This is a genomic window from Mediannikoviicoccus vaginalis (genome assembly GCF_928097925.1).
GTDB lineage: Bacteria > Bacillota > Clostridia > Tissierellales > Peptoniphilaceae > Mediannikoviicoccus > Mediannikoviicoccus vaginalis.
In genome coordinates this window covers 1173324-1186163 of sequence record NZ_CAKMRI010000001.1, presented here as the reverse complement: position 1 = coordinate 1186163, position 12840 = coordinate 1173324, and the positions used below count along the sequence as shown (strand labels likewise).

11 protein-coding genes are annotated in these 12840 nt (G+C 35.9%); 5 read left to right on the top strand and 6 right to left on the bottom strand.

Translation table 11 applies throughout. The features are described from left to right. The first annotated feature begins 105 nt into the window (after nt 1-105). The 5 genes from L6651_RS05520 (at nt 106) to trmB (ending at nt 5852) form a co-directional block, all read left to right on the top strand. The gene (locus tag L6651_RS05520) at nt 106-1386 is read left to right on the top strand and encodes a dicarboxylate/amino acid:cation symporter (RefSeq protein ID WP_237036996.1); all 1281 of its coding nucleotides are present in this window, start codon (nt 106-108) and stop codon (nt 1384-1386) included. A 148-nt stretch (nt 1387-1534) separates the two neighbouring features. After that, nucleotides 1535-2860 (top strand): ATP-binding cassette domain-containing protein, encoded by a 1326-nt coding sequence (locus tag L6651_RS05515; protein WP_237036995.1) that lies wholly within the window; start codon nt 1535-1537, stop codon nt 2858-2860. Further along, nucleotides 2853-3737: an ABC transporter permease gene (locus tag L6651_RS05510; RefSeq protein WP_237036994.1), complete on the top strand. Its 885-nt coding sequence runs from the start codon at nt 2853-2855 to the stop codon at nt 3735-3737. The genes L6651_RS05515 and L6651_RS05510 overlap by 8 nt, the downstream gene beginning before the upstream one ends. A 9-nt stretch (nt 3738-3746) precedes the next feature. After that, a complete protein-coding gene (locus L6651_RS05505; protein ID WP_237036993.1) occupies nt 3747-5156 on the top strand; it encodes a zinc ribbon domain-containing protein in 1410 nt (469 codons plus the stop codon). A 54-nt stretch (nt 5157-5210) separates the two neighbouring features. Then, on the top strand, nt 5211-5852 hold the full coding sequence (gene trmB, locus L6651_RS05500) for a tRNA (guanosine(46)-N7)-methyltransferase TrmB (RefSeq protein WP_237036992.1): 642 nt from the start codon (nt 5211-5213) through the stop codon (nt 5850-5852). Nucleotides 5853-5894: 42 nt separating this feature from the next. On the opposite strand, the gene grdD is transcribed toward trmB, so the two are convergent. From grdD to trxB, 6 genes are all read right to left on the bottom strand, one after another. Then, nucleotides 5895-7040 (bottom strand): glycine/sarcosine/betaine reductase complex component C subunit alpha, encoded by a 1146-nt coding sequence (gene grdD / locus L6651_RS05495; RefSeq protein WP_237036991.1) that lies wholly within the window; start codon nt 7038-7040, stop codon nt 5895-5897. A 10-nt stretch (nt 7041-7050) separates the two neighbouring features. Then, complete coding sequence (grdC, locus tag L6651_RS05490) at nt 7051-8586, bottom strand: glycine/sarcosine/betaine reductase complex component C subunit beta (RefSeq protein ID WP_237036990.1); 1536 nt, start codon at nt 8584-8586, stop codon at nt 7051-7053. A gap of 80 nt (nt 8587-8666) precedes the next feature. Next, nucleotides 8667-9977 (bottom strand): glycine reductase complex selenoprotein B, encoded by a 1311-nt coding sequence (grdB, locus tag L6651_RS05485; protein WP_237036989.1) that lies wholly within the window; start codon nt 9975-9977, stop codon nt 8667-8669. Nucleotides 9978-10013: 36 nt separating this feature from the next. Further along, the gene (gene grdA, locus L6651_RS05480) at nt 10014-10472 is read right to left on the bottom strand and encodes a glycine/sarcosine/betaine reductase complex selenoprotein A (RefSeq protein ID WP_237036988.1); all 459 of its coding nucleotides are present in this window, start codon (nt 10470-10472) and stop codon (nt 10014-10016) included. Nucleotides 10473-10554: 82 nt separating this feature from the next. Further along, nucleotides 10555-11841, bottom strand: coding sequence for a glycine/sarcosine/betaine reductase component B subunit (locus L6651_RS05475; RefSeq protein WP_237036987.1), 1287 nt, complete (start codon nt 11839-11841; stop codon nt 10555-10557). A 57-nt stretch (nt 11842-11898) separates the two neighbouring features. Continuing rightward, nucleotides 11899-12837, bottom strand: coding sequence for a thioredoxin-disulfide reductase (gene trxB, locus L6651_RS05470; protein ID WP_237036986.1), 939 nt, complete (start codon nt 12835-12837; stop codon nt 11899-11901). Nucleotides 12838-12840 lie beyond the last annotated feature (3 nt).

The window sequence follows — 12840 nt, the reverse complement described above, 5'->3', positions numbered from 1 at the left end:
TAAATTTAGGAAATCGTTTAGAATTTAAATAAATCATTGAGTATATCCTACAAATATGATATTGTAAGTATGATAAAAATATTTAATAAAAGGAGTGTTTATTTAATGATTAAAAGCATATTAGCTTTAGTTGTTGCATTTGCGCTTTGCTTAGGAATCAATGAATTAAAGAAGAGAAAAGTTTCTTTTATGATTAGAATCCTATTAGCTACAGCGCTAGGCGCATTAGTTGGTATTATTTTTAAAGGCCACACAGAATATGTTGCAATATTCGGTCATGTATTTGCCAGTCTTCTACAAGCATTTGTAATTCCACTGTTATTATTCTCTATTATAACTACAGTTGCTTCACTGGAAAGTACAGAAAAGTTAAGATCCCTTGGTAAGAATACAATAGGAATTTTAGCATTACACAATATTTTAGGTTCCTTACTTGCCCTATTACTTGGTAAGTTAGTGGGACTTGGACTAAACTCCACAATCAAGATGGAAGTTGCGGAAGAAGTTAAGGAAGTTCCTTCCTTTGCAGAAGTTTTTGTATCCTTCTTCCCAAGAAATATTATTGACAGCATGGTGAACAACAAGATTGTTCCAATAGTAATATTTGCAACTATAATCGGAATAGTTGTACTAAAATACAACAAGAAGGAAGAGATAAAACCATTTGTTGACTTTGTTCGTGCAGGAAGTAAAGTTATGAACACAATAATTGGAGATATTATAGAATTTACTCCATATGCAGTTCTATCACTACTTGCAAACCAAGTTGCAACATTAGATTTATCATTTGTAAAAGATTTATTATTCCTATTACTAATGGTTTATGCTGCATGCTTATTCCACACATTCATAACTACAACAGCTATGGTAAGTTTAATTGGAAGGGTAAATCCATTCAAGTTCCAAAAGAAGTTCTTCCCAGCATGGTTAATTGCATTTACAACTCAAAGTTCACTAGGCACATTACCTGCTAATATTAGAGAACAAGAAAACATGGGCGTTCCAACAGAAACTGCATCCTTTGCAGGATCCATCGGAACAACTTTCGGTATGCCAGGCTGTGCCGCAATATGGCCAGTACTACTTGCAATCTTTACAATCAATGCACTTAATATACCTTTCTCAACAACAAAATATATTGTAATGATAGGTTCAGCATTGGTTGCATCACTTGGAACAGTAGGAGTTCCAGGAACAGGAACAATCCAAGCAACAGCACTATTTGCTTCAATGGGACTTCCTGTGGAAATGATTTTAGTACTAAGCCCAATAGCGGGAGTTGCTGATATGGGACGTACTTCAACAAACGTTCATGCTGCAGGATCAACAGGTCTTATGGTAGCGGCAGTTCAAAAAGAACTAGATATGACAAAGTACAACGCTTAAACTAGGCTGAAGGGATGGGACGAAAAGTCTCATCTCTTTTTTTTTACCTTAATAGAAAAATAGCACCAATTGGGCTATAATTATTATTAAAGAAATATTTTTAAAGAATAAAAAAATATTATAAATTCTAGAAATCAAGGAGAAGAAGATGCCAAACTCTAGTGAAAAATTTATATTTGTCTTTGACTCAAATGGCGTTAGGAGTTTTAACTCTAAAAATGGCCTTACCATTGGAGTTGGAAGTGACGAGTCAATAGCAGATGTAATTATAAAAAAAGAAGGTGAAAGTGAAGTTATAGGGACATTTGAGCTTAGTGAAAAGGGTTATATTTATACAAATCTAAGTGAAAGAATGGACACCTGGATTAATTTAAATCATCTTGATAAAAATGTTGGGATCCTTTTAAAGGACAATACCCATATACTATTTACAGATGATAAAAAGGACATGATTTCTATTTTTTATACTGGAGATAAAGAAAGATGTAACAATCCTTGGAAGGTTTTAAATCAAAAGCAAATTAAGTCCAACAAAATAGCAAAAAGTATGAAACTTGGCGAATGCATTATTAATGGCGATGAAATTTATATAAAGCATAATAACTTTTGCATTTATCAAAAGATTGATTCAAATGAAAAAGTGAATAAGATTAACTATGATGAAAATCTGTCCATTAGAATAAAAGAGAGACTTGGAAGTGAAAAGGGAAAAAGTAGAAAACTTTTAAAAGACGTTAACCTTGATATAGAACCTAGGGAGATGGTCCTCGTAATTGGTGGCTCTGGGGCAGGAAAGACTACCTTTGTAAACGCGGTGTCGGGATATGAAAAGGCAAATGCTGAAATACATTATAAGGGAATTGACCTATACGAAGACTCTGCAAGGGTTAGAAAACTTGTAAGACTGGTGCCACAATTTGATACTCTTCGTGACAAGGACACAGTGTACCACACATTAAAGGACGCTGCAATGATACAGCTTCCCATGGAAGTTGTGAAGAATAAAGAAAAGCTAAAGGCAAAATTAGAAAATATTTTAAATATTTTTGGTATGGAAAAGGAAAGAAATAATTTTGTCAGTAAGCTCAGTGGTGGGCAGAGAAAGAGACTTAGCATCGCTGTGGAATACCTTTCTGAACCGGAAATATTTTTCTTAGACGAACCTGACTCTGGACTTGACGCCGGATCTGCAGAGATGGTTATGAAACAGGTTAGAAATATTGTTGATGAGGATAAAATTGCCATAGTCATATCCCACTCGCCGGACAGACTTAGGGATTTATATGACAAAATCTTAGTCATTGCCAAGGACTCTGTGGATAACTGTGGGCAGATGGCGTTTTATGGAAGTATTGACGAGTCGTTAGAATTTTTTGGTGTAAATCACTTAGAAGACATAGTTAAGCTAATAAATAATCAAGAAAAGGCGGATTATTTTATAAATAAATTTAAGAGTGGTGATTTAAATGGATAGAGATGTTTACTTCTTGCAATTAAAAGTGTATTTTAAAAAGTACATGCGTGTGTTTTTTAACTCCAATGGCCTTTTAAAAATACTTTCCACATTTATCATCACAGCCATTGTGCTTTCTGCAACTAGCGAACTTGCCTTTATACGCTATGATGAAACGAGAATGACGGCATTTGCAATAGTCTGTGCCTGTATATGGACGGGGTTATTTAACTCCATAGAAATTATATGTTCTGAGAGAAACTCTATAAAGCAGGAACATAAATCGGGGAATGTTAGCTATTCGGTATTTTTATTTGCCCATATGCTGGTGGAGTTAATATTATGTTTTGTTGAAGCTCTAATCATATCGGCAATGGTATTATTTGTTCATGGCAAGAGGCTTGAAGTTGGACAGACCTTGGACTTGGCAAGGGTAATAAACCTGACATTGTCGGTGTTTTTAATCATATATGCAGCGGATATGCTTGGGCTGATGATATCGTCAATTGTTAAAAACAACAAGATGGCCATGACCATAATGCCCTTTGCGTTAATCTTTCAACTGGTTCTTTCAGACTTTATATTTGAACTGGAGGGCTGGAAGAGATATTTATCAAACCTTACAATTGCCAAATGGGGGTTTAGGGCCTTGGGAATTTCAATAGATTTTAACACCATGTCCACCGCATTGGCAGAGGCAGATGCAAAGGGATATGATGTACAGAGTTTGGAAGTAATCAATAGGTTTTTGGCATTAACTAGACAAAAGTATCTTCCAGATTATAAGCCTGTATTCTTTAATATATTAAAAGTATTATTGGTGCTTATTATTTTTATTGTTATCCAAGCGTGGATATCAAGGCTTGCGCTGGGACGAATTGACAAGGACGAAAGATAGAGGAGTATTATGTATAAATGTAAAAAATGTGGAAACAACGTACCAGAGGGAAATAAATTTTGTGGAGTTTGTGGAACCAAGGTAGAGGATAATAGAGAAAATCAAAGAATTATAATCGAGGATTACGACGACTTTGAAAAAAGGGGAAAGAGCTTTAATCAAAAAAATTCAAAACCAAAATTATGGCTTATTCTTGGCATTGCATTAGCGTTAATAGCAATTTTTATTATAATCAAAGTAAAAAACTCCGACTCAAATCCAATGGTAAAGACCATAAGTATATCGGACTTTATTGAAGAGCCCATATTTGAAGGCAATGACGAAGAGGGAACCCTGGACCAAGACAGTTTAAAAATTAATCGTGATATGTTGGAAGATAAACTTAGGGAAAAGCTTGGGGAAGATAAAGACATTAATGTATCGGAGATAATCGATAACTTCACGCTGTCAGCGGACCCAATTGAAAAATTAACAAATGGTGACACTGTAACAGTAATGGTAGAGATGAGAAATAAAGAAAATATTCAAGACCATTTGGGGATTAGGTTCACAAACCCTAGTAGAGAATTTAAAGTAATTGGCTTAAAAGACCTATTTTCATTGGATCCATTTGATGGATTCAAACCGAAATTTACAGGCATCTCTCCAAAGTTAGAGATTAAAATAACCAATACAAAACTAAAGGTTGGAAGTAAACTTGAACAGGCGCTTGGCTCAGCCAGTGGCTACTACGATGTTTATAGGGACGGAAAACTTTTGAATGAAGACGAAGATGTTAAAATTGGAGACAAGATTACATTTAAATTTAATCAAGATGGTATTGACAGGCTTCATGAAAATGCATATAAGCCAAGTGTTTTGGAGAAGGAATATAAAGTTACCAATAAGGACGCAAGGGCTTACATTTTATCAAAGGAAGAGCTTGATACTGATTTTTTCAATAAAATAAAAGACCAGGCCCAGTCCATAGTTAAGTCAGACCTTGCATCAAGAAATAATTCCGACAATCCAAACTACGAAGGTTTTTACTTTCTAATGCCAAAGGAAAGTGGATGGAGCTCAAGTGGACTATTTGAAAACTACAATATTCCTGTTATGTACTTGGTATACTCTTACAATGTTGAAAAGTCAGACGAAACCGTAAAGGAATACACTGCCGTAGAGGTCATAAAATTCTTAGAGGATAAGATAGAGGATAACTCATTAGAAGATGAAGAAACAGATGAAAACGAGACAGATGAAAAGGAAAAAATAAAAAGTGAAGTTTCATCAAATGATCAAAAACCTGAACAGATTATCGACTATGAAAATATTAAGAAGGTTTATGGAAGCTATAAGACATTGGATGAATTAAAGCTTGATTTGGTAGAATCAAAACTAAAAGACTATAGCTATGAAGCTTATGATGGAGTAAAATAAATTGGAGAGATCGTCATTTTGGCGATCTTTCTTTAAGAAATAAGAGGTAATAATATGAGAATGAGAAAAAAACACTGGGCCATACCTATGTTAACGGAAAATTCATACATATATATGAAGCCAAAGGGTGAAAATGGGAAGTGGCAGGAAAAGTTTGCTAAAACACAGCCTATTCACTTGGAAATAGGTGCGGGGAGAGGAGACTTTTTAGTTGAAAAGGCGAGGCAAACTCCAAATATAAATTATATTGCCATGGACAGAGAGGCAAATGCATTTGTGGAAGCGGGGGAGAAAATAAAAGAGGTAGATCTTCCAAACATAATTGGAATACTAGGAGATGCGGACCATCTTTTAGATATCTTTGGAGAATCGGAAATTTCAAAAATATATATTAACTTCTGCAACCCATGGCCAAAGAATAGACATAAGAAGAGAAGACTCACCCACCCAATATTTCTAGAGGTGTATAAGAAGATATTAAAAGATAATGGCGAAATAGAGTTTAAAACCGACAATGACGAGTTATTTGAAGATAGTATAGATTACTTTGAAAAGGAAGGCTTTGATATTGAAGTTTTAGATAGGGACAAAGATGTAAATGAAGACGAAGCTATTTCATATTACGAAAGTAAATGGAGGGAGCAAGGAATTAAAATAAAATATTTAAAAGTTAGATACAATAAGGAAAAAGAGTAAATAAAAAAATTAAGGCAGGATAACCTGCCTTAATTTTTTTATTTAAATGAAACCTTTGTCTTTAAGGATTTCTTCTGCTTTTGCATGGTTTGCTTCAGTAATCATTACGATTGGACCTGTACATCCCATACCACTTTCAGCGTAGATTCCTTCTTTCCAAAGAGCTTGTACTGCATCTTCTAGGTCAAGAATTTCGATTCCTGAAATAGAGTCAGTTACAATTTCTTTTGGAGGAGCTTCTACTGTTTCAGTTTCTTCAGCAGCTTCCTTCTTAGGTTGTAATGTTTCTATAACTTTGTCGAAAGATGCACCTTCAACAGCTTTATATTCGTCAGCTTTAACTTTATTAAAGTTACCCATTACTAGGTCTGCAGCATATTTAATAGCATGAGCAACTACTGGAGCTCCTGATGCTCTTGAAACTATACAAATATTTCTATCAAAGTCTTTGCCAACTCCTGGACCGTATCCAAATCCAGTTGCTTCGTAGCTTCCGCCTGTTGAGAAAGCTGAGAATACTTTCATTAGGATATTTCCTGTTAATGAGTCAGTAACACAAACATCTGGAACGCCTCTTAAGATATCATTACCTCTTAGTACAGCACCGCCATCAGCTCTTACTGATTCAGCTAATTCTAAGTCATATCCATTTTCGATTAATGTTTCTAATGCTCTTTCAACTTGTTTTGCACCGTCAACGTTTAAAACACCAACAGTTGGTTTTTCAATTCCTAAACTCTTAGCAACTGAAACACCAGCAATAGCATTTCTAAGCATTCCTTCAACTCTGTTTAGAGATGAAGTACCAGTTGTTGTAGCAATAAGCATTTCTCTTCCTGTGCTTGGAGCAACAACTCTACCGATTGTAGATACTCCAATAGGGAATGTGTAGTGTAATGTTACACAACCATCTATAACTTTTTTATCAAGTAACTCTTCCATTTTCTTGTGAGCTTCTTCTTCAGAAGAAACTTCATAAGTTTCTAAATCGCATCCTTCTTGTTTAGGTCCAATTAGAACAATGTCGTAAGCTGGAGACTTAGCAAGTCTTGCAGCTTCTAACATGTTTTCTACACCATGTTCACTTCCTAATATAGTAAGACCTATTTTAGGTTTCTTAGCAAATGAACCGCTTTCAATACCTTCAGCGATTTCTAAAAGAGCTTCTGCAATAATATTCTTAGGCATATAACCACTCCTATTCTGCAAGCATATTAGTTGCTAATTCTTTTAAGGATTCTCCAATTAATTTCTTGATTTCTTCTCTTGATACTCCTGATTCTTCAGCTTCTTCGCCAGGGTTTCTTTCAGCGATGAATGAAACACCGTCAAATAGATTTGTAAGTCTTCCTAAGAATAGAGATCCCTTACCTATGAACATTGCTCTGTTCTTGTCACCTGTTGTAAGGTCTTCTATACAGAATCCTACATAAGGTGCTCCTGATGGAATATGTCCTTGAGTTGGAGCCCAACCAGGTAGTCCATAAGTTGTAGCAAATGTTGGGATATCAGTTCTTTGTAAGTCTCCACCCTTAACTCCAAGAGCAGCAATCATCTTGTAGTTAGCTTCTGGTACATTACCTGCTCCTGCTGGAACTGTAATGTCAGGGTTTTGCATTTCTACTGAGTAAGTATCTACATCAGTAATCTTTAGGTTATCTTTATTTAAGCAGTTAGTAACTAGAGAAGTCATAACAGCTTGTGGTGATGAACCAGTACCTACAGTATGCTTACCTGTAACATGAGTCTTGATGATAGGAGAAACGCCGTCGTTCTTAGAAATAACAACTGCGAAAGTTCCTACAACGTCTTCAAGAACAGGGTAGTCCTTCTTAACGTGGTCTTTAGCGTTCATACCAAGTTTTGCAGTAGATCCACCAGCAACAACTAATACGTTGTCATATACACCAGCTTCAACTAATGCAGCAGCTTGAATAAATGAGTGGATAGGTGCAGCACAGAATCCTCTTGTATCTGAACCTGATGCGTTGTTTAATCCAACTTTTTCAGCGATAGCTTTTGCGAAGTTTCCACCACCTCTTTGGTTAACATCCCCGCAGGCTTCTTCTGAACATTCTATAACATAATCTATCTCATCTTTAGTAATATTATCATGTGTTTGGAACATGTAATCAGCACATAGTACAGCTGAAGCCTTAGAAACAAGGTTTTCAAACATTGTATGTGCACTTAAGTTAACGTCAACGTCGTGAGCTTGTTTAACAAGTCCAACTAGTTTTCCGTCCATGTAAAGTCCTTCTGCCTTATGTTCGTCAATAAGATGTTTGTGTTCTTCTATATTAGAAGGTTTAACATTAGCGAAAGACTCAGCTAGATGTGGATAGTTTTCTTCAAATTTAGTTTTTACAGATTCGATAAACTCTTCAGATAATTCAACTAATTCAAAAGAGTCACAAATCTTAATGGCAGCGATAAATTCGTCTTGTGGAACGATTTCACCAAACTTACCTTTTCTTTCACCTTTGCATTCTTTATCAAACCAAGGTAATTCATAATTGTTAAGTTCTTCTGGTCTCATATTACCAATATAAACTTGGTTTGGTAAATAATTTACAACTTCTTCGTAACTTCTAATGTGATCTCCAACAACCTTCAAGAATTCTGAATCTGGGTTAGTAACTCTTTCAGTTGAAGTTGTAGAACCGTTTTGTATAATCATATCTGGTGTATGAATTAGTACATATCCGGCACTCTTAAAAACAGGTAGTGTCATAAAAAAACCTCCATTGTAATTATAGCTTCTGCCCCTTACGGAGCAGAAGCATTTTTATTTGTTATTTAAAAGATTAAAAATTAATCTTCAAAAACTGTTTGACCATCCACTGGAGTTGTTAAAGCCTTAAGAGCTTTTTCAACTAAGTGTCTTCTTAATCCCTTTTCTTCCTTAGGATCCAATGCTGGGTTTCCTAATGGGTGAGGGATAGCTATTGTTGGTACTATTCTATTAGCTCCTACTGTTAATGAGATAGGAACTACTGTACACATGTGTACTACAGGAATACCTGTAGCTTCGATACCTTTTACCATTGTTGCACCGCAACGTGTACAAGTACCTCACGTAGATGTTAAGATAACTGCATCTACGCCATCTGCTTTTAATTTTTCGCCAATTTCTTCAGCGAATTTCTTTGCAGATGCTACTGCTGTACCATTTCCTACTGTTGTGTAGAAATAGTCATATATCTTTCCAATTTTACCTTCTTTTTCCATTTCTCTAAGAACGTCAACTGGAAGAACTCTATCAGAGTCTTCATTTGCATAAGTTGGGTCATAACCACCATGAGCTGTTTCATAAGTTGATTCATCAAGGTCATCAACTCCAGCGATTGAGTATTCACCATACTTAGAAGCTGATGAAGATTCGATTCTGTCAGGGTTTCCCTTTGGAACAATACCACCAGAAGTTACTAAAGCGATAGTAGCTTTTGATAGGTCTTTTATTGCTTCACCAGGTTCAACTCTGTCGAAAGATGGCATTGGATATTCTGTAACGAATTCTTCGCCATTAATCTTCTTAACAAGCATATCAACTGCTCTTGCAGAACCTCTTTTTTCAGCAAAGTAGTTAACTCTGACTCCTCTTTCAATATAACCTTCTTCTTCAGGTCCAAGAACTTCTTCGCCCTTAGCAAGCTTTTTAGCAAGGTTTGCTATAGCTGGAAGAGCCTTTCTCATACCTGCAGCTGAGTTAGCTGTTGAGATTATATATACTTCCTTCTTGAACATGTCTGCACCTGGGTTTTCAGGATACATACCTGTAATTGAAGGGATGTTTAATTCATCTTTAACCATTTTAGTTACAGTTCCTGCTGCAACTCCGTAACGTCCGGCGTTGAAAGCTGGTCCTGCGATAAATAAATCAGGTTCAAAAGATTTTATCATATCTAAAACCTCTTTACTTGCTGATTCCATGTTTTCTCCGAAGTAACTGTCACCACAAACAACAGCACCAACTACTTCGAATCCTTCTCCAAGTTTTGCACTTAATTGTTTACTAACTGGAGGTAACTCTTCAGCAATGAAAGGCGCAATGTCGGCCTTTTCTTCGCCACCAATACCAGCAAAGAATTGGTTTATATAATGCACGACTTTAATGTTCGCCATTGATACATCCTCCTTTATATAAGAATTTTATAAATATTATCCTCTGATATCTTCCATTTCAGAAGTGATTTCGTCAACGTCAAGTACCATTTCCATCATACCGATTTGATCGTCATAAACTTCTGGATCGAACTCTTCTTTCATAGCTTCTTCGATTACATGGTAACATGCTAAGTTAAGTTCTACACCAGCTAGTGGACCAGCAAATGTAGGGTCACCAGTTGTTACAGTTTCAGCTGCTAAACCTGCAGCTCCTGCCTCACCAGCACCTAGAATTACACAAAGATTTTCAGGACCATACTCTTCAGCAGCTTCCTTAATTCTCTTTTGGTTTTCTAAGTCCATGGCTCCGGCACTAGTTCAGACAAAGCACTCAGTAGATGCGAATATTACTTCTGTATTTGCAACAGTGTTTACACACTCTTCAATAGCAGGAGCAGGGATTCCATCACGGTCGCCAACGATTATGATTTTTTTGTTTTCTAATATACTCATGACATCCTCCTGTTTAATTTATTTGTTTAGTTTAGTTGTTTAGTTTTTTTTAGTTTAGTTGTTTAAGTTGTACAGTTTAGAATTAATAACCTTTAGCAGTTAAATAATTGAAACCTGTTTCGTTAGTTGCACCAGTTATAGCTTGAATTTCTACTAATATAGTTCCATCTTCTCTTAGGGAACCCTTAGCTCCACCAGCTATGATGTCAACAAATTCTACATGACCAATAATCTTGTCTAACTTAGGAAGTATAACCACTTGGTTAGCATTTCCACCAGTAACTACTGCGTTTGCTCTTTCGTCAGCGTCAGCTAATGATTGAGAAGCACCGTCTCTACCAGCATATTCGTCAGTTACGATTACAGTCTTAACACCCTTCATTTCGATCTTCTTGCAGTTCATGATTAAGTCTGTATCTGGGTTACCGAAACCTTCTTGAGATACGATAACTGCATCTACTCCAAGGTATTCAACTAACTTTGAAGTCCAGTTTGAAGATCTTTCCTTATCCATTAGATATACGTTCTCGTTAGTGATTATTACACCTAGGAAGTTGTAGTCTTTACCATGTCTTGCATAAAGGTCTTCTATAACTCCATTGTTTAAGTGAACGTATGTTGGGTTCTTATCGCATGCGGATACACAGTTACCACTTACGATTGCACCATCCATAACTTCTGTTGGGTATAGGATTGTAGGTACTATTTGTTTAGCATCTACACCGTAAACATATGTGTCATGTAGCAAACCTTGAGTTTGTAGCATGTATACATAAGCTACCTTTGGAAGATCAGGATATTCGTTAATTTGCTCTAATAATGGTTTAGTTTCATAAGTTACTACTTCATCTGGAGTAAGATCTTTTGCAAGTCTTCCAATGTAATCAGCAGCCTTAAGACCAATCATTCTTATAGCATTTTCGTGAACATGTTGCTTAATACCATCGATAGGCTCAGCTATAATAACTAAGTTTATAGTCTTTGAGAAAGGAGTGTATTTTGCACCTTCTCCAACCATGTCAATGATACCTTCTTGGAAACCAACTATCTTACCAGTAGTAACAACAGCCATTCCCTTAAGAGCATGTGTTCTACCTTGACCAACGGTATCAACTTTATTAAGGATTCCAGGGAAAATTTCTCCAGGTCCTTCAACCTTAACTCTTGGTTCAAGAACATCCTTAACAGGTGTTATTCTTACGCTTTCGCCAGGTTTTGCAATGTCGAAGTCAATTGACTTAACATGCTCATCTCCGCCTACAGCTTCTAATAACTCATCCTTATTTACATAAAGGACACCGTCTTCGATTTTTGATGAATCAGAAAATTGTACATCTTTAATAAAGATTTTACCTAATTCTAATTTCATACCACACCTCCGACTAAATTTTTTTATATAAAACACCACAATTGGTGATTTATTCAATTAAAAGTTTTCATTTATATATTTTTCTGCGCTTATTGATGCTATTGCACCGTCAGCAGCAGCAGTGACAATTTGTCTTATTGGAGTTACTCTAACATCTCCTGCAACAAATACTCCAGGGATATCAGTTTTCATATCTCCATCAGTAACTATATACCCATTTTCAAGACTTGTAAACCCATCTACAAGCATTGAATTTGGTGTAGCACCGATGAATACGAAGACTCCCATGACAGAATCGCCATCTGTTTTTGAGATTTCAGTAATCTCTCCCGTAGAAGAATTTTTAAAAACCACCGAGTCAACAAAGTTTTCTCCTTTGATTTCTTGAATCTCTTCTTCAGGTAGGAAGTGAATTTTTTCATTCTTCCTAGCTCTCTCTAAGATAACTGGAGTTACCTTTGAAAGATTTTTTCTGTGAGCAAGATATACCTTTCTTCCAAACTTAGTAAGTTCCATGGCTTCTTCAAAAGCAGAATTTCCACTTCCTATAACCACTATGTCCAAGTCTTTGAAGAAAGCTCCGTCACAAGTTGCACAGTAAGAAACTCCCTTTCCAGAAAATTCCTCTTCGCCTGGCACATTTAGCTTTCTTGGTTTTGCTCCAGTTGCAACTACGATTGTCTTTGTTTTAAAAGTGTTCTTTTCACATTCTACAGACTTGATTTTTTCATTAAAATCAATTTTAACAACCGTATCTGTTACAAATTCTGTACCAAAGCTTTCAGCTTGCTCTTTGAATCTATTAGTAAGGGATAGGCCTGTTGGATTTTCTATTGAGCCTGGATAGTTTTCAATGCTACCAGTAGAAAACATCTGTCCTCCCAAACTTTCTTTTTCGATAACTAGAGTTTTTAGATTTGCTCTTGAGGAGTATAGTGCACAGCTAAGTCCAGCTGGTCCTCCACCAATTACAATAATATCGTAAATATTATCCACGTT

Coding starts and splice junctions, on each gene's coding strand:
- L6651_RS05520 (WP_237036996.1), top strand. CDS start 106: ATGATTAAAAGCATATTAGCTTTAGTTGTTGCATTTGCGCTTTGCTTA.
- grdD (WP_237036991.1), bottom strand. CDS start 7,040: ATGCCTAAGAATATTATTGCAGAAGCTCTTTTAGAAATCGCTGAAGGT.
- trmB (WP_237036992.1), top strand. CDS start 5,211: ATGAGAATGAGAAAAAAACACTGGGCCATACCTATGTTAACGGAAAAT.
- L6651_RS05475 (WP_237036987.1), bottom strand. CDS start 11,841: ATGAAATTAGAATTAGGTAAAATCTTTATTAAAGATGTACAATTTTCT.
- grdC (WP_237036990.1), bottom strand. CDS start 8,586: ATGACACTACCTGTTTTTAAGAGTGCCGGATATGTACTAATTCATACA.
- L6651_RS05505 (WP_237036993.1), top strand. CDS start 3,747: ATGTATAAATGTAAAAAATGTGGAAACAACGTACCAGAGGGAAATAAA.
- L6651_RS05510 (WP_237036994.1), top strand. CDS start 2,853: ATGGATAGAGATGTTTACTTCTTGCAATTAAAAGTGTATTTTAAAAAG.
- L6651_RS05515 (WP_237036995.1), top strand. CDS start 1,535: ATGCCAAACTCTAGTGAAAAATTTATATTTGTCTTTGACTCAAATGGC.